This is a genomic window from Streptomyces sp. NPDC048560 (genome assembly GCF_040650955.1).
In the GTDB taxonomy this organism is placed as follows: Bacteria; Actinomycetota; Actinomycetes; order Streptomycetales; family Streptomycetaceae; genus Streptomyces.
On sequence record NZ_JBEZIJ010000001.1, the window covers coordinates 1,060,315 to 1,076,754 of the forward strand.

Consider the following 16,440-nt stretch of genomic DNA (forward strand, 5'->3'; position numbering starts at 1 on the left):
CGAGTGTCAAACATGGTCTGAACGGTCCGGGGCGGCCGGGGCCTCACGAGGAGGCCCCGGCCAGGCCCGTCAGACCTCTTCGACGCTGCTCGGCTCACGCCGGGACAGGTCGATACCGAGCTCTTCCGCAGCGCGGAAGACGTCCTCGTCCGTGTCGCGCATCTCGATGGACATGCCGTCCGAGGACAGCACCTCCACGTTGAGGCACAGCGACTGCATTTCCTTGATGAGCACCTTGAAGGACTCGGGAATGCCGGGCTCGGGGATGTTCTCGCCCTTGACGATGGCCTCGTAGACCTTCACGCGGCCGGTCACGTCGTCGGACTTGATGGTCAGCAGTTCCTGGAGGGCGTAAGCGGCGCCATAAGCCTCGAGCGCCCACACCTCCATCTCACCGAAGCGCTGGCCACCGAACTGGGCCTTACCACCCAGCGGCTGCTGGGTGATCATGGAGTACGGACCCGTCGAACGAGCGTGGAGCTTGTCGTCGACGAGGTGGTGGAGCTTCAGGATGTACATGTAACCGACCGAGACCGGCTCCGGGAACGGCTCGCCGGAGCGGCCGTCGAAGAGGTTGGCCTTGCCCGAGGGCTGGACCAGCCGGTCTCCGTCGCGGTTCGGGATCGTGGCCTTGAAGAGGCCGGTGATCTCGTCCTCACGGGCACCGTCGAAGACCGGGGTCGCGACGTTGGTGCCGGGGGCGACCTGGTCGGCGCCGATGCTCTGCAGGCGCTGGGCCCACTCGTCACCGAGGCCGGAGACGTCCCATCCGCGGCTGGCGAGCCAGCCGAGGTGAATCTCCAGGACCTGTCCCGGGTTCATTCGGGACGGGACACCCAGGGGGTTGAGGATGATGTCGACCGGGGTGCCGTCCTCCAGGAACGGCATGTCCTCGATCGGCAGGATCTTCGAGATGACGCCCTTGTTGCCGTGACGGCCGGCGAGCTTGTCACCATCGGTGATCTTGCGCTTCTGCGCGACGTAGACGCGGACCAGCTGGTTCACGCCCGGCGGCAGCTCGTCGCCCTCTTCGCGGTCGAAGACCCGGACGCCGATGATCTTGCCGATCTCGCCGTGGGGGACCTTCAGCGAGGTGTCGCGCACCTCGCGCGCCTTCTCACCGAAGATCGCGCGGAGCAGGCGCTCCTCCGGCGTCAGCTCGGTCTCGCCCTTGGGCGTGACCTTGCCGACGAGGATGTCTCCGGCCGTGACCTCGGCACCGATACGGATGATGCCGCGCTCGTCGAGGTCCGCGAGGACCTCTTCGGAGACGTTCGGGATGTCCCGGGTGATCTCCTCCGGGCCGAGCTTGGTGTCACGGGCGTCGACCTCGTGCTCCTCGATGTGAATCGAGGAGAGGACGTCGTCCTGCACGAGGCGCTGCGACAGGATGATCGCGTCCTCGTAGTTGTGACCCTCCCACGGCATGAACGCCACGAGCAGGTTCTTGCCGAGGGCCATCTCACCGTTCTCGGTGGCCGGTCCGTCGGCGAGTACCTGTTCGGCGACGACCCGGTCGCCCTCGGAGACGACAACCTTCTGGTTGACCGAGGTGCCCTGGTTGGAGCGCATGAACTTGGCGATGCGGTACGTGGTGTACGTGCCGTCGTCGTTCGTGACGGTGATGTAGTCCGCGGAGACCTCCTGGACCACACCGTCCTTCTCCGCCTTGAGCACGTCACCGGCGTCGGTGGCGCAGCGGTACTCCATGCCGGTGCCGACGAGCGGCGCCTCCGACTTGATGAGCGGCACCGCCTGCCGCATCATGTTCGCGCCCATGAGGGCACGGTTGGCGTCGTCGTGCTCCAGGAAGGGGATCATCGCGGTGGCGACGGACACCATCTGGCGCGGCGACACGTCCATGTAGTCGACGTCCGTGCCGGGCACGTAGTCGACCTCTCCGCCACGACGGCGGACCAGGACGCGGGGCTCGGTGAAGCGCAGCTCGTCGGAGAGGAGCGCGTTCGCCTGGGCGATGACGTAGCGGTCTTCCTCGTCGGCCGTGATGTAGTCGACCTCGTCGGTGACCTGGCCGTCGACGACCTTGCGGTACGGCGTCTCGATGAAACCGAACGCGTTGACGCGTCCGTACGAGGCGAGCGAACCGATCAGACCGATGTTCGGGCCTTCAGGGGTCTCGATCGGGCACATGCGTCCGTAGTGGGACGGGTGCACGTCACGGACCTCGAAGCCGGCCCGCTCACGGGACAGACCACCCGGGCCGAGCGCCGACAGACGGCGCTTGTGGGTGAGACCCGACAGCGGGTTGTTCTGGTCCATGAACTGCGACAGCTGGCTGGTGCCGAAGAACTCCTTGATGGAGGCGACGACCGGCCGGATGTTGATCAGGGTCTGCGGCGTGATGGCCTCGACGTCCTGGGTCGTCATCCGCTCACGCACGACGCGCTCCATACGAGCCAGACCCGTACGGACCTGGTTCTGGATGAGCTCGCCGACGTTACGCAGACGACGGTTGCCGAAGTGGTCGATGTCGTCGGTCTCGACGACGATCTCCCGGCCCGACTCCCCGACCGTCTCGGTCTCGCCCGCGTGCAGCTTCACCAGGTACTTGATCGTCGCGATGACGTCGTCACTGGTGAGCACGCCGGCGTTCAGCGGCTCGTCGGCGCCGAGCTTCTTGTTCACCTTGTAGCGGCCGACCTTCGCGAGGTCGTAGCGCTTCGGGTTGAAGTAGAGGTTCTCGAGCAGCGTCTGAGCAGCCTCGCGCGTGGGCGGCTCGCCCGGGCGCAGCTTGCGGTAGATGTCGAGAAGCGCGTCGTCCTGGCCCTGGGTGTGGTCCTTCTCCAGGGTGGCGCGCATGGACTCGTACTCGCCGAACTCCTCGAGGATCTGCTCGGTGGTCCAACCGAGAGCCTTCAGGAGAACGGTCACGGACTGCTTGCGCTTGCGGTCGATGCGGACACCGACCATGTCGCGCTTGTCGATCTCCATCTCCAGCCAGGCACCCCGGGAAGGGATGATCTTGGCGGAGAAGATGTCCTTGTCGGACGTCTTGTCGATGGAGGAGTCGAAGTAGACACCCGGCGAGCGGACCAGCTGCGACACGACGACACGCTCGGTGCCGTTGATGACGAAGGTGCCCTTGTTGGTCATGAGCGGGAAATCGCCCATGAAGACCGTCTGGGACTTGATCTCGCCGGTCTCGTTGTTGGTGAACTCGGCGGTGACGAAGAGCGGCGCGGCGAACGTGAAGTCGCGCTCCTTGCACTCCTCGATCGAGTTCTTCGGGGGCTCGAAGCGGTGGTCGCGGAACGTAAGCGACATCGACCCGGAGAAGTCCTCGATCGGTGAAATCTCCTCGAAGATTTCCTCCAGGCCGGACTTGGTGGGGACGTCTTGTCCACTGTCCAGAGCAGCCTCGACGCGAGCCTTCCAGGCGGCATTACCGAGGAGCCAGTCAAAGCTCTCGGTCTGCAGCGCGAGGAGGTTCGGAACCTCGAGGGGCTCCTTGATCTTTGCAAAAGAGATGCGCAGCGGGGCGGTGCTGGCGCCGTGGTTCGTATTCGCGGTCGAGGCGTTGCGCGAGGCGGCCAAGAGGGGGTCCTTCCGAGGGCTCGGACTCACTACGCGCGTACCGGTCCCAAGTGGACACGAAGAGAGTTCGTCCCGTTTTAGCCTTAAATGGCCAGGTCAGAGGTGAACGGTCATCGGTGCTCAGATTGGGTATGCCCCTGGTGACGGGCAGGAGGCAGCTAACAGGCAGCGCAAAGGGTCAGTGTAGCCAAGTGCCACACTGATGTCCAGTCGGGGTTCTCAGAGACCCGCGTTGCTCTCAACAGCTGTTCTCAACACCTATGCCTAGCCCTCGCGCGGTGTGCGCACTTCTTTACTGCCCGCTTCACTCTCGATCCATGCCTCGGATACGGATCGATGTGACGACGCGTCCTGAGAATTGCGCGCCGCGTGCGGTTCGTCAAGGCCCCTCCGCCGGAACGTGGTCCCGGCGTCGCCCTGCGACGGCCCCAGAACGCCTGCTGGCGGCCCCTGAGAGGCGCACGGCGAAGATCACGATACTCGTCACCGGCGGAAGATCAAGGCAGGCACCACGGGTACGCCAAAGGGCGACCACCCGAACGGGTGATCGCCCTTTGCGATGTGACATCCCCGCCTTGCGGCAGAGACGGTCCTGAGGAGTCAGATGACTCGCAGGGTCACTTGACCTCGACGGAGGCGCCGGCGGCCTTGAGGGACTCGGCAGCCTTCTCGGCGGCCTCCTTGGCGACCTTCTCGAGGACGGGCTTCGGGGCGCCGTCCACGAGGTCCTTGGCCTCCTTGAGGCCCAGGGAGGTCAGCTCACGCACGACCTTGATGACCTGGATCTTCTTGTCACCGGCGGCGGTGAGGACGACGTCGAACTCGTCCTGCTCCTCAGCGGCCTCGGCGGCGGGGCCACCCTGCGCCGGACCGGCAACGGCGACGGCCGCGGCGGCGGTGACGTCGAACTTCTCCTCGAACGCCTTAACGAACTCGGAGAGCTCGATGAGGGTGAGCTCCTCGAACTGGGCGAGCAGGTCTTCCTGGCTGAGCTTCGCCATGATGGCGGGTCCTTCCACTAATTCGGCAGGTGCCGGATGTATATGTCGGCGGGCGTACGTGGTGCCCGCTGGACTGCCGAGTGGTTACTCGGAAGCCTCGGCGGGAGCCGGCGTACCGGCACCGCCCTGCTCGGCCCTCTTGGCGCGAAGCGCTTCCGCGGTGCGGACGAACTTCGACGGCAGAGCCTGGAAGAGCTGCGCAGCCTGAGTCTGCTTGCCCTTCATGGCGCCGGCCAGCTTGGCGAGCAGAACCTCGCGGGACTCGAGGTCCGCGAGCTTCTTGATCTCATCGGCGGACAGCGCCTTGCCGTCAAGGACACCGCCCTTGATGACGAGGTTGGGGTTCTCCTTGGCGAAGTCACGAAGACCCTTCGCCGACTCCACCGGGTCACCGGTGATGAAGGCAACCGCCGTCGGACCCGAGAACAGGTCGTCCAGCGTGTCGATCCCGGCCTCGTTGGCCGCAATCTTGGTCAGCGTGTTCTTCACCACGGCGTACTGGGCGTTCTCACCGAGCGAACGGCGCAGCGTCTTGAGCTGCGCCACGGTGAGACCCCGGTACTCGGTCAGCACAGCGGCGTTCGAGCTGCGGAACTGGTCCGTCAGCTCGGCTACCGCGGCAGCCTTGTCGGGCCTTGCCATGAGCGTCGGCCTCCTTCCGGGTGATGAGGACCGCTCAGAAGGAACCGCGAAAAACAAAACGCCCCGGCACAAGTGCCAGGGCGTAGCTCAACCGCACGAAGTCCGGGAGCTTTCCACAGTCACCTGCGCAGGTCGTCCGTTGTTCACGGATCCTTCGGTCACCGGTCCCTCTTGCGAGAGCACAGCAACGACCAGCGGTCTTTGGCTTCTTCAGGAGAGTACGCGACCGGAGGCACGCGGAGCAAATCCGTCCCGGTTCGAGTAGTGCGGGAGGTTTGGAACGCCCGCGTCCGGGTCCTGTCAGGCCCCGGAACGCGCTCCTGCGGGTACGGGGACGGGCCCCGTACCTCGGAAGGTACGGGGCCCGTCGGAATGCCGTGACGCGGCTACCGGGTGAGCACGGGGGCTCAGACGGAGGCCGGGTCCTCCTCGACGAGGAGGTTGCGCACGCGGTTGGAGTCCAGCGGGATGCCGGGGCCCATCGTCGTGCTCATGACCGCCTTCTTGATGAAGCGGCCCTTCGCTGCGGACGGCTTCAGACGGAGGATCTCCTCCAGAGCCGCGGCGTAGTTCTCGACCAGCTTCGTGTCATCGAAAGAGACCTTGCCGATGATGAAGTGCAGGTTCGAGTGCTTGTCGACGCGGAACTCGATCTTGCCGCCCTTGATGTCGTTGACAGCCTTGACGACATCGGGGGTGACGGTGCCGGTCTTCGGGTTCGGCATCAGACCACGCGGACCGAGCACGCGGCCCAGGCGGCCGACCTTGCCCATGAGGTCCGGAGTGGCGACGACGGCGTCGAAGTCCAGACGGCCCTTCGCCACCTCGTCGATGAGCTCGTCGGCGCCGACGATGTCGGCGCCCGCGGCTTCCGCGGCCGCAGCACGGTCACCGGTCGCGAAGACCAGGACCCGGGCGGTCTTGCCGGTGCCGTGCGGGAGGTTCACGGTGCCACGGACCATCTGGTCGGCCTTGCGAGGGTCAACACCCAGGCAGAACGCGACCTCGACGGTGCCGTCGAACTTGGTGGCGGCGGTGTCCTTGGCGATACGGACGGCCTCGAGCGGGGCGTAGAAACGCTCCCGGTCGATCTTTGCGTCCGCAGCGCGGAGGTTCTTGCTGCGCTTCACTTCTACTCCTGTGGTTTCAGAGTGTGGAGTCGTGGTGCGGACCAGCGCTTGGTCCTACCACTGAGGGCTTGAAGGGCTGGATCAGCCTTCGACCGTGATGCCCATGGAACGGGCGGTGCCAGCGATGATCTTCGACGCGGCGTCGAGGTCGTTGGCGTTCAGGTCGGGGAGCTTCGTCGTGGCGATCTCGCGGACCTGGGCAGCCGTCAGCTTGGCAACCTTGGTCTTGTGCGGCTCGCCGGAGCCCTTGTCCACACCCGCGGCCTTGAGGATCAGCTTGGCGGCCGGCGGAGTCTTCGTGATGAAGGTGAAGGAGCGGTCGTCGTAGACCGTGATCTCCACCGGCACGACCATGCCACGCTGCGACTCGGTCGCGGCGTTGTAGGCCTTGCAGAACTCCATGATGTTGACGCCGTGCTGGCCCAGCGCGGGGCCGACCGGCGGAGCCGGGTTGGCCGCACCGGCGTTGATCTGGAGCTTGATAAGCCCCGTGATCTTCTTCTTCTTGGGAGGCATTGCTCTCTCCGGGTCCTAGTGAGAGTTTTTCGCCGACATCCAGTCATCCGGATGCAGGCATACCGCACAACGATAACGGGTATAGCTGCGCGACCAAAAACGAGCAGGTCAGACGGCTGCGAGAGCCTGTCTGACCTGCCCGTTAGGCATGTGTCCAGAAACCTGCGGAAAGCTAGTTCTTCTGGATCTGGTCGAAGCTGAGCTCGACCGGGGTCTCGCGGCCGAAGATCTCGACGAGGCCCTTGACCTTCTTCGAGTCGGCGTTGATCTCGTTGATCGTCGCCTGCAGCGTCGCGAACGGGCCGTCGGTGACGGTGACCGAGTCGCCCACCTCGAAGTCCAGCACCTGGACCTCGACCTTGCGGGACGGAGCCGGCTTGCCCTCGGCCTCGGCGGCCTCGCGGGCTGCCTTCTCCTCGGCCTCGGGGGCGAGCATCTTGACGATCTCGTCGAGAGTCAGCGGGTACGGGTCGTAGGCGTTGCCCACGAAGCCCGTGACGCCGGGGGTGTTGCGGACAACGCCCCACGACTCGTTCGTCAGGTCCATGCGCACCAGGACGTAACCCGGGAGCTTGTTCTGACGGACGTTCTTCCGCTCACCGTTCTTGATCTGGACGATCTCTTCCTCGGGGACTTCCGCCTGGTAGACGAACTCCTCGACGTTGAGGGAGACGGCACGCTGTTCGAGGTTGGCCTTCACGCGCTTCTCGTAACCGGCGTACGTGTGGATGACGTACCACTCGCCGGGGAGGGTGCGGAGCTCCTCGCGGAGGGCTGCGACGGGGTCGACGGGGGCGGCCGGCTCGGCCTCTTCCTCGTCGGCGCTCTCGTCGTCGGCGGCCTCTTCGTCGGCGAGGTCCTCGTCGGACTCCTCGTCCGCGGACTCCTCAGCGTCGGACTCGACGTGCACGGCGTCCTCCTCGGAGGACTCACCCGCGGCTTCGTCGGCAGCTTCGGCCTGGTCGGGCTCCACGGAATCCGCCGCCTCAACGATGTCGAGCTCGTCCTCGGCGGACTCGACGGCGTCCACCGTAGGTTCGGCGGCGTCGTTCAGGTTCGGGTCAGACACGATGGCTGCTTCTTCCTGGATACAAATGGGTGGAACATGCGAAAGGGGCGCCGGTGAGGCGCCCTCCGCGGGATCAGCCGAAGACGTACTTGATGACCCGCGCGAATCCGAAGTCAATCACGGTAACGAGGCCGATCATGACGACTACGAACACGATCACCACGGATGTGTACGTCGTCAGCTGACTGCGCGTCGGCCAGACAACCTTGCGCAGCTCGGCGACGATCTGGCGGTAGAACAGCGCGAGACGGCCCAGGGGGCCCTTCTTTCCGCGCTTACCGCCCTTCCGAGTCTTCTTCTTCGACTCGGGGACTTCATCCTCGGCATCAGGCATGTCGATGGAGCCCACGGCGTCCGTCACGCTACTCACCTGATTCCGGGTCGTGGCCGTGCCGCGCCCGGGGGGAGCCGCACGACTGTGCAATGAAGTACGTACATGCGCGCACACATCCTGGCGAAGATGTGTGTAGCAGGGCCGGAGGGACTTGAACCCCCAACCGCTGGTTTTGGAGACCAGTGCTCTACCAATTGAGCTACGACCCTTTGTGGTTTCCACCAACCTACCGCATCCCTCCCGGATGGACCGGGTGTGGAAAACGGTGTGACTGGTGAAGGCCAACGACAGGTGAGTGTACGTGCTCAGGGCCGCCGCGTCGAACAGATAGGAACCGACCACTCCTGTCCGCATCCTGTCCAAGTGCTGTCCGGTCCCTGAAACCCGTGTGCCGACGCCTTTTCCGGTCTGGGAGCATGGGCGCCATGAGCGCTGCAACTTCTCCGTCCGAGCGTCGGGTCTCCGCCCGCATCGGTGCGATTTCCGAGTCCGCGACCCTCGCCGTCGACGCCAAGGCCAAGGCCCTGAAGGCCGCCGGCCGTCCGGTGATCGGCTTCGGCGCCGGTGAGCCCGACTTCCCGACGCCCGACTACATCGTCGAAGCCGCGGTCGAGGCATGCCGCAACCCGAAGTACCACCGCTACACCCCGGCCGGCGGGCTCCCCGAGCTCAAGGCCGCCATCGCAGAGAAGACGCTGCGCGACTCCGGCTACGAGGTCGACGCCTCCCAGGTCCTGGTGACCAACGGCGGCAAGCAGGCCATCTACCAGGCATTCGCCGCGATCCTCGACCCGGGCGACGAGGTCATCGTCCCGGCTCCCTACTGGACCACCTACCCGGAGTCCATCCGTCTCGCCGGCGGTGTCCCCGTGGATGTCGTGGCCGACGAGACCACCGGTTACCGGGTCTCCGTCGAGCAGCTCGAAGCGGCGCGCACCGAGCGTACGAAGGTCGTCCTGTTCGTCTCGCCGTCCAACCCGACCGGCGCCGTCTACAGCGAGGCCGACGCCGAGGCGATCGGCCGCTGGGCGGTCGAGCACGGCCTGTGGGTGATGACCGACGAGATCTACGAGCACCTCGTCTACGGCGACGCCGCGTTCACCTCGCTCCCGGCGATCCTGCCGGAGCTTCGTGACAAGTGCATCGTCGTCAACGGTGTCGCCAAGACGTACGCGATGACCGGCTGGCGGGTCGGCTGGATCATCGGCCCCAAGGACGTGGTGAAGGCCGCGACCAACCTGCAGTCGCACGCCACCTCCAACGTCTCCAACGTCGCCCAGGTCGCCGCGATCGCCGCCGTGTCCGGGAACCTGGACGCCGTCGACGAGATGCGCACCGCCTTCGACCGCCGCCGCCAGACCATCGTGCGGATGCTCAACGAGATCGACGGAGTCGTGTGCCCGACCCCCGAGGGCGCGTTCTACGTGTACCCGTCGGTGAAGGGCCTGCTGGGCAAGGAGCTCCGCGGCAAGCGTCCGGCCACCTCGGTCGAGCTCGCGGCGCTCATCCTGGACGAGGCCGAGGTCGCCGTCGTGCCGGGTGAGGCCTTCGGTACGCCGGGCTACCTGCGGCTCTCGTACGCCCTCGGTGACGACGACCTCGTCGAGGGTGTCTCGCGGCTGCAGAACCTCCTGGGCGAGGCCAAGGACTGACGGTCCCCCGTCCCGCCCGTCGAACAGGCAGACCCCCGGCTTCCGTCCGGGGGTCTGCTTTTTTGTTCGAGCACCTGCCCAAGAGGGAAAGCGGCTACCGCGAGGCCCCGCCCGTACGGCAGGATCCGGGGATGGAGCGTGATGTACGTCTGTTGCCCAAGGCCCACCTGCACCTGCACTTCACCGGGTCGATGCGGCCCACGACGCTGCTCGAACTCGCCGACAAGTACGGCGTGCACCTCCCCGAGGCGCTGACCGGCGGCGAGCCGCCGAGTCTGCGGGCGACGGACGAGCGGGGCTGGTTCCGTTTCCAGCGCCTCTACGACATCGCCAGGTCCTGTCTCAGGTCGCCGGAGGACATCCGCCGGCTCGTGCGCGAGGCCGCCCAGGAGGACGTGGCGGACGGTTCGGGGTGGCTGGAGATCCAGGTCGACCCCACCTCGTACGCCCCGCTGCTCGGCGGGCTGATTCCGGCGATCGAGATCATTCTCGACGCCGTGGACACCGCGTCCCGGGACACAGGCCTCGGCATCCGGGTCGTCATCGCCGCCAACCGCATGAAGCATCCGCTGGACGCGCGGACGCTGGCGCGGCTGGCCGTGCGGTACGCCGACCGCGGGGTCGTCGGCTTCGGCCTCTCGAACGACGAACGGCGCGGGATGGCGCGCGACTTCGACCGGGCCTTCGCCATCGCCCGTGAGGGTGGGCTGCTCGCGGCCCCGCACGGCGGCGAGCTGGCCGGTCCTTCGAGCGTCCGGGACTGCCTGGACGACCTGGACGCCTCCCGGATCGGGCACGGCGTGCGGGCGGCCGAGGACCCGCGGCTGCTGCGCAAGCTGGCGGAGAGCGGGGTGACCTGCGAGGTCTGCCCCGCATCCAACGTGGCGCTCGGGGTCTACGAGAAGCCGACGGACGTCCCCATCCGGACCCTGTTCGAAGCGGGCGTACCGATGGCGCTCGGCGCGGACGACCCCCTGCTGTTCGGCTCCCGCCTGGCCGCCCAGTACGAGCTCGTACGACGGCACCACGCGTTCACCGACGAGGAGCTGGCCGAGCTGGCGCGGCAGTCCGTGCGGGGATCGGCGGCGCCGGTGGAGGTACGGGAGAAGCTCCTCGGCGGGATCGACGACTGGCTGCTCGGCTGATCCCGCCGGCTCAGCCGATCCCGCGCGGCAGGGTGCGGGCCAGCGAGGCGGCGAAAGCAGGGAAGCGGCGGTGTAGGTGTCCGCGCGTACGCGGCCCAGGCACTGTTCGGCGCGCAGATAGCTGTCGACGGGATCCGGACGGTCGTGGGCGGCACACCGCGCAGCGGCCGCTCCATCTCACGGGCCGATGTGGCGCACGCGATGCCGGCCCTGATCGACGATCCGGCGGTGGTGAAGCAGGGCGCGGGCGTGGCCTACTGATGCCCCTACAGGGTGACGCCGACCGTCACGGGCTCGTTGACGAGGGTGACGCCGAACGCCTCGTGGACGCCGGCCACGACGTCGCGGGCGAGGGCCAGGAGATCCTCGGTGGTCGCGTCGCCCCGGTTGGTGAGGGCGAGCGTGTGCTTGGTGGAGATGCGGGCGGGGCCCGTGCCGTACCCCTTGGTGAAACCGGCCTTGTCGATCAGCCAGGCGGCGGAGGTCTTCGTGGCGCCGTCGGCCGCGGGGAAGGCGGGCGGGGTCACGTCATCGCCCAGGCGGTCCTTGGCGCGGGCGAGGAACGCCTCGTACTGCGCCGGGCCGAGGACGGGGTTGGTGAAGAAGGATCCGGCCGACCAGGTGTCGTGGTCCTCGGGGTCGAGCACCATGCCCTTGCCCGCACGCAGGGCGAGGACCGTTTCCCGGGCGTCCTTCGCGGGAACGCGCTCGCCCTGCTCAACGCCCATGGCGCGTGCCGTCTCGGCGTACCGCAGGGGGGCGGACAGGCCGTCCGCGTCCTCCAGCTGGAAGCGGACCCGGAGCACCACGTAGCGGTCGGGTTCGGCCTTGAAACGGCTGTGGCGGTACGAGAAGGCGCACTCGGCGTTCGGGAGGGTGACGGTCTCCTGGGTGCGGCGGTCGTAGGCGACCACCTCCGAGATGGTGGAGGACACCTCCTGCCCGTACGCACCGACGTTCTGGATCGGCGTCGCACCCGCGGAGCCGGGGATGCCGGCGAGGCACTCGATTCCCGCGAGGCCCGCCTCGACCGTGCGGGCGACGGCGTCGGTCCAGACCTCACCGGCGGCCAGTTCCAGCGTCGTACCGGACAGGGTGAAGCCCTCCGTCGCGATACGCAGCGCGGTGCCCTCGAAGCCCTTGTCGCCGATGACCAGGTTGGAGCCGCCGCCGATCACCAGGAGCGGGGTGGACGTCTCGTCGGCGTCGCGCACGGCGGAGACCACCTCGGCGTCGGTGGTGGCCGTGAGGAGGCGGGTCGCGGGTCCGCCGAGCCGGAAGGTGGTCAGGGGGGCGAGGGGGGCGTCGTGGAGTTCCTGCACGGGGACAAGAGTACGGTCCGTGGCCCCCCCGCTCGGGCGGGGCCACGGACCGTACGGGCGACGCGGCCGGTCAGGCGGCGACGGGGGCCCGCTTCTCGGTGGCCGCCGGGGCCGGGGCCGACGGGGCGCCGCGGCGGGGGATCAGCAGGGCGACGAGCGCGGCCAGGGCCACTGCTGCGGCGCCGATCCAGAGGGCGGGCACGGTCCCGTCCGAGAACGCCTGGGGCGATTCGTACCCTCCACGGGCCGCGAAGACGGATGCGAGCACGGCGACTCCGAGCGCGCCTCCGACCTCCCGCAGCGCGTTGCTCGCCCCGGAGGCGATGCCCTGCTCGCTGCTGCGGACGCTGGACATGACGAGGCTGGAGGCGGGGGCGAAGTACATCGCCATGCCGACGCCTCCGACGATCAGGCCCGGCAGCTGGGCGGCGTAACTCACATCGGGCGCGAGAACGATCGCGAAGAGCCCGAGGCCGGCGGCCTGGAGCGCGAGGCCGGTCACGACGACCGGACGGCCGCCGTAGCGGTCGGAGAGGTAGCCGGCTATCGGGGCGACCAGCATCGGCATCCCGGTCCACGGCAGCATCCGGAGACCGGCTTCGGTGGGCGTGTAGCCGAGCCCGCTCTGCAGGAACTGGCTGAGCAGGAAGATCGACCCGAACATCCCCAGGAACATCAGCAGACTCGCGATGTTGATCCCGAAGAAGGCACGGTCACGGAACAGCCGCATGGGCAGCATCGGGTTCTTCGCCCGGAAGCCGTGGTGCACGAACCCGGCCAGGAGCGCCGTACCCACGAGGAAGCCGGTCAGGACGGTGGGGCTGGTCCAGCCGTCGCCGGTCGCGCTGACCAGCGCGTAGACGATGCCGAAGAGACCACCGCTGACGAGGAGGGTGCCGGGGACGTCGAGGCGGGCGTCCGGGGCGTACGACTCGCGCAGGCGCAGCCGGGCCACGGGGAGCAGGACCAGTCCGATCGGGACGTTGAGCCAGAAGATCCACTGCCAGGAGATGTGCTCGGTGAGGGTGCCGCCGATGAGCGGCCCGCTGGCGACCGCGAGGCCGGTGACGGCACCGAAGACGCCGAGAGCCATGCCGCGCCGGGCCGGCGGGACGGCGGCGGTGAGCAGGGTGAGCGTCAGCGGCAGCATGATCGCCGCACCGACGCCCTGGACCGCTCGGAAGGCGATGAGCTCGTTGATCCCGGGCGAGAGGGCAGCCGCGGCGGAGGCTCCGGTGAAGACGGTGAGGCCCACCTGGAAGAGCCTGCGGCGGCCGAACCGGTCGCCCAGCGAGGCGCCGAACATGAGCAGGACGGCGAAGGTGAGCGTGTAGGCGTTGACCGTCCATTCGAGCTCTTCGAGACCGCCGCCGAGGCTGTCCTTGATGGACGGCAGGGCGGTGGTGACGACGAGGTTGTCCAGGGCTGCCATGAAGCTCGCGACGCTGGTGATGACGAGGGCCCAGACCGCTCCCCCGCGGCTGGCTGTGTGCTGGTCCACTGCTCCCCCAAAGGGTTAGTTATTGATGACTAACTTTCCTGGGCAGAAAACCGGGCCGAGCCCGGGCCGCACCGCTCACCCGCCGCGGATCGGGCCACCCGGCCCGGCGGCGGATGCGGGCCACAAGGTCCGGCGGCGGATCCAGGTCACCCGGCGGACGGATCCGCCGGCCTGGCCGAGAGGTGGAACCCTGACCACACGCGGTGGTCCGCCGGAAAGCCAAGCGAGGCCAGGGTGTTGACGAGCATCCCGTACGCCAGGAACGTGGTGGTCTCGTTCTCGTCCGCGCCCAGGGCCACATGGATCTCGTCCCACATCCGGACCCAGCCTTCGCGCACCGACTCGCCGAACCCGTGGTCCCCCGAGGCCCCGGCCGCCGCGATGGCCGCGTACATCTGCATCTGCATCAGCAGTTTGTCGGCGTCCTCGACGATGAGCCGCTGGTACGCAGCCGCCATGGCGTGGAGCGCCTCCTGCCCCTCCAGCCCCTCGGCGGCGTCCATGAACACCTGCCGGGTGTCCGTGAGGCAGCGCTCGGAGGCGGCGAGGAACATGGCCTGCTTGTTCGGGAAGAGACGGAAGAGGTACGGCTGCGAGACGCCCACCCGCCTGGCGATCGCCTCCGTGGAGGTGCCGTTGTATCCCCCGCGCGCGAACTCGGTGATCGCCGCCCGCACGACGCTCTCGCGCCGGTCCTCCGCACTCATCCTTGCCATGACCGTAAGTTATTGGCTAATCACTAACTTGGCAAGGAGGTAGCCGGAAAGACGTAAGGGGCGTCCCCTCGGGAGGGACGCCCCTTACGCACAGCCACCGATTCAGGCGAGCCGGACCACGGCGCGGGACATGCCCAGCACCTTCTGGCCGTCGCTCACGGCCGTGAGGTCGACCCGCACGCGGTTGTCGCCCAGCAGGGCGGCCACCTTGCCGCTGACCTCGACGAGCACGCCCTTGTCGTCGTTCGGGACGACGACCGGCTTGGTGAACCGCACCCCGTACTCGACGACGGCGCCGGGGTCGCCGACCCAGTCCGTGACCACGCGGACCGCCTCGGCCATGGTGAACATGCCGTGCGCGATGACGTCCGGCAGCCCGACCTCGCGCGCGAACTTCTCGTTCCAGTGGATCGGGTTGAAGTCGCCGGAGGCTCCCGCGTACTGAACCAGCATCGCCCGTGAGACCGGGAAGGACTGCGCCGGCAGCTCCGTACCGACCTCGACCGACTCGTAAGAGACCTTCGCCGTCATCACGCCTCCTCGGCGGCGCGCGCCACCAGCGTCGTCCAGGCGGTCACCACGTGCTCGCCGGTCTCGTCATGGACCTCACCGCGGACTTCCACGATGTCGTTGCCCGCGAGGGACTTGATGCCCTCGATCGTCGAGGTGACCGCGAGCCGGTCCCCCGCCCGCACCGGACGCGTGTACGCGAACTTCTGCTCCCGGTGCACCACGCGGCTGTAGTCCAGACCCAGCTGCGGGTCCTTCACGACCTCGCCCGCGGCCTTGAACGTGATGGAGAAGACGAAAGTCGGCGGAGCGATCACATCGGCGTGACCGAACGCCGCCGCGGCCTGCGGATCGGTGTACGCGGGATTCGTGTCGCCCACCGCCTCGGCGAACTCGCGGATCTTCTCCCGGCCTACTTCGTACGGCGTGGTGGGCGGATAGGTCCGTCCCACGAAGGACTGGTCGAGCGCCATGGACTCGTTCCCTCCTGATGCAAAGACGAATGGGCCGGAGTGCGGCCCTGACAAACGACACGAGGCCGCCCCCAATGGGGACGGCCTCGTGTACGAGCCTGTTTAGCGGGTTTCGCGGTGCGCGGTGTGCGAGTTGCAGCGCGGGCAGTGCTTCTTCATCTCAAGACGGTCCGGGTTGTTACGCCGGTTCTTCTTGGTGATGTAGTTCCGCTCCTTGCACTCCACGCAGGCCAGCGTGATCTTCGGGCGGACGTCGGTGGCAGCCACGTGAGTGCTCCTTGGACGGACGGATGGACGGATGAACGCAAAAAAGAGTAGCCGATCGAAGGACCGACCCCACAATCGGCTACCGTAAGTAGCGGTGACCGGACTTGAACCGGTGACACAGCGATTATGAGCCGCTTGCTCTACCGACTGAGCTACACCGCTTTGATGACGAGTCCCCCCGCCGAAGCGGGGTTTCCCGATCACCAGAGCCCCAATGCGGAATCGAACCGCAGACCTTCTCCTTACCATGGAGACGCTCTACCGACTGAGCTATTGGGGCGAGCGATGAAGACATTACACGGTCTGCGGCCGTCGCCCAAATCCGTTTCCACGGCCTTCGTCCCGGCGCGGATCCGAGCCGTGCCGGACCCTTCGATCCGGCCCCGACGGGGGCCCTGACCAGGGCCTTGATCGGACTCCTGAGCGAGTTCCCGAACAGACTCCTGAGTGGCGGCCGCGAACGGTCCGGACCGTGAGCCGGACAGCCGTCCGGCCGGCTCACGGGGCACTTCACCGCCGCTCGCTCGCACCGGCCCCACACGCCCCACCAGGCCACGCCGGTACGACTATTTCGCTCCTCATCGAAGCGGACCGGGCGTCGCCCTAG

15 protein-coding genes, 3 tRNA genes and 1 pseudogene are annotated in these 16,440 nt (G+C 67.5%); 3 read left to right on the forward strand and 16 right to left on the reverse strand.

The annotated features are described in order from the left end of the window. Positions 1-69: 69 nt before the first annotated feature. From rpoB to AB0C82_RS04760, 8 genes are all read right to left on the reverse strand, one after another. A complete protein-coding gene (rpoB, locus tag AB0C82_RS04725) occupies positions 70-3,555 on the reverse strand; it encodes a DNA-directed RNA polymerase subunit beta (protein WP_362836226.1) in 3,486 nt (1,161 codons plus the stop codon). A 617-nt stretch (positions 3,556-4,172) separates the two neighbouring features. Then, positions 4,173-4,556 (reverse strand): 50S ribosomal protein L7/L12, encoded by a 384-nt coding sequence (gene rplL / locus AB0C82_RS04730; RefSeq protein ID WP_362836228.1) that lies wholly within the window; start codon positions 4,554-4,556, stop codon positions 4,173-4,175. A gap of 84 nt (positions 4,557-4,640) precedes the next feature. Continuing rightward, positions 4,641-5,198 (reverse strand): 50S ribosomal protein L10, encoded by a 558-nt coding sequence (gene rplJ, locus AB0C82_RS04735; protein ID WP_362836230.1) that lies wholly within the window; start codon positions 5,196-5,198, stop codon positions 4,641-4,643. A gap of 407 nt (positions 5,199-5,605) precedes the next feature. Next, entirely contained in the window at positions 5,606-6,328 is a 723-nt protein-coding gene (rplA, locus tag AB0C82_RS04740) for a 50S ribosomal protein L1 (RefSeq protein ID WP_362836232.1), read from the reverse strand. An 81-nt stretch (positions 6,329-6,409) separates the two neighbouring features. Then, complete coding sequence (gene rplK, locus AB0C82_RS04745; protein WP_073740413.1) at positions 6,410-6,844, reverse strand: 50S ribosomal protein L11; 435 nt, start codon at positions 6,842-6,844, stop codon at positions 6,410-6,412. 172 nt (positions 6,845-7,016) lie between these two features. Then, the gene (gene nusG, locus AB0C82_RS04750; RefSeq protein ID WP_362836234.1) at positions 7,017-7,913 is read right to left on the reverse strand and encodes a transcription termination/antitermination protein NusG; all 897 of its coding nucleotides are present in this window, start codon (positions 7,911-7,913) and stop codon (positions 7,017-7,019) included. Between the two features lie 73 nt (positions 7,914-7,986). Next, a complete protein-coding gene (gene secE / locus AB0C82_RS04755) occupies positions 7,987-8,274 on the reverse strand; it encodes a preprotein translocase subunit SecE (RefSeq protein ID WP_362836236.1) in 288 nt (95 codons plus the stop codon). A gap of 109 nt (positions 8,275-8,383) precedes the next feature. Continuing rightward, positions 8,384-8,456: transfer RNA gene (locus tag AB0C82_RS04760), tRNA-Trp, on the reverse strand. 216 nt (positions 8,457-8,672) lie between these two features. Between AB0C82_RS04760 and AB0C82_RS04765 the strand changes: the two genes are divergently transcribed. From AB0C82_RS04765 to AB0C82_RS04775, 3 genes and pseudogenes are all read left to right on the forward strand, one after another. Next, positions 8,673-9,899, forward strand: coding sequence for a pyridoxal phosphate-dependent aminotransferase (locus AB0C82_RS04765; RefSeq protein WP_362836238.1), 1,227 nt, complete (start codon positions 8,673-8,675; stop codon positions 9,897-9,899). A 131-nt stretch (positions 9,900-10,030) separates the two neighbouring features. Next, positions 10,031-11,044 carry an adenosine deaminase gene (locus tag AB0C82_RS04770; RefSeq protein WP_362836240.1) on the forward strand — a complete coding sequence of 338 codons (1,014 nt, stop codon included), beginning with the start codon at positions 10,031-10,033 and terminating at the stop codon, positions 11,042-11,044. A gap of 135 nt (positions 11,045-11,179) precedes the next feature. Further along, positions 11,180-11,305 (forward strand): annotated as a pseudogene (locus AB0C82_RS04775) (epimerase); the annotation flags it as partial. A 5-nt stretch (positions 11,306-11,310) separates the two neighbouring features. Here AB0C82_RS04775 and AB0C82_RS04780 read toward each other — a convergent pair. From AB0C82_RS04780 to AB0C82_RS04815, 8 genes are all read right to left on the reverse strand, one after another. After that, entirely contained in the window at positions 11,311-12,366 is a 1,056-nt protein-coding gene (locus AB0C82_RS04780) for a UDP-N-acetylmuramate dehydrogenase (RefSeq protein ID WP_362836242.1), read from the reverse strand. A 70-nt stretch (positions 12,367-12,436) separates the two neighbouring features. Further along, the gene (locus AB0C82_RS04785) at positions 12,437-13,867 is read right to left on the reverse strand and encodes a DHA2 family efflux MFS transporter permease subunit (protein WP_362836244.1); all 1,431 of its coding nucleotides are present in this window, start codon (positions 13,865-13,867) and stop codon (positions 12,437-12,439) included. Between the two features lie 146 nt (positions 13,868-14,013). Further along, a complete protein-coding gene (locus tag AB0C82_RS04790) occupies positions 14,014-14,574 on the reverse strand; it encodes a helix-turn-helix domain-containing protein (protein WP_362837051.1) in 561 nt (186 codons plus the stop codon). Between the two features lie 111 nt (positions 14,575-14,685). Then, positions 14,686-15,114 (reverse strand): MaoC family dehydratase, encoded by a 429-nt coding sequence (locus AB0C82_RS04795; RefSeq protein ID WP_362836245.1) that lies wholly within the window; start codon positions 15,112-15,114, stop codon positions 14,686-14,688. Then, the gene (locus tag AB0C82_RS04800; protein WP_362836247.1) at positions 15,114-15,566 is read right to left on the reverse strand and encodes a MaoC family dehydratase N-terminal domain-containing protein; all 453 of its coding nucleotides are present in this window, start codon (positions 15,564-15,566) and stop codon (positions 15,114-15,116) included. The genes AB0C82_RS04795 and AB0C82_RS04800 overlap by 1 nt, the downstream gene beginning before the upstream one ends. Before the next feature lie 102 nt (positions 15,567-15,668). Next, on the reverse strand, positions 15,669-15,833 hold the full coding sequence (gene rpmG, locus AB0C82_RS04805; RefSeq protein WP_003956487.1) for a 50S ribosomal protein L33: 165 nt from the start codon (positions 15,831-15,833) through the stop codon (positions 15,669-15,671). Between the two features lie 89 nt (positions 15,834-15,922). Then, positions 15,923-15,995, reverse strand: a tRNA-Met gene (locus AB0C82_RS04810). Between the two features lie 45 nt (positions 15,996-16,040). After that, positions 16,041-16,113 (reverse strand) — tRNA-Thr (locus AB0C82_RS04815). Positions 16,114-16,440: the final 327 nt, after the last annotated feature.

What these genes read in the sequence shown, in the direction of transcription:
- rplK (WP_073740413.1), bottom strand. Translation starts at nt 6,844, where the DNA reads ATGCCTCCCAAGAAGAAGAAGATCACGGGGCTTATCAAGCTCCAGATC.
- AB0C82_RS04765 (WP_362836238.1), top strand. Translation starts at nt 8,673, where the DNA reads ATGAGCGCTGCAACTTCTCCGTCCGAGCGTCGGGTCTCCGCCCGCATC.
- AB0C82_RS04790 (WP_362837051.1), bottom strand. Translation starts at nt 14,574, where the DNA reads ATGAGTGCGGAGGACCGGCGCGAGAGCGTCGTGCGGGCGGCGATCACC.
- AB0C82_RS04795 (WP_362836245.1), bottom strand. Translation starts at nt 15,114, where the DNA reads ATGACGGCGAAGGTCTCTTACGAGTCGGTCGAGGTCGGTACGGAGCTG.
- rplJ (WP_362836230.1), bottom strand. Translation starts at nt 5,198, where the DNA reads ATGGCAAGGCCCGACAAGGCTGCCGCGGTAGCCGAGCTGACGGACCAG.
- AB0C82_RS04770 (WP_362836240.1), top strand. Translation starts at nt 10,031, where the DNA reads ATGGAGCGTGATGTACGTCTGTTGCCCAAGGCCCACCTGCACCTGCAC.
- AB0C82_RS04800 (WP_362836247.1), bottom strand. Translation starts at nt 15,566, where the DNA reads ATGGCGCTCGACCAGTCCTTCGTGGGACGGACCTATCCGCCCACCACG.
- rplL (WP_362836228.1), bottom strand. Translation starts at nt 4,556, where the DNA reads ATGGCGAAGCTCAGCCAGGAAGACCTGCTCGCCCAGTTCGAGGAGCTC.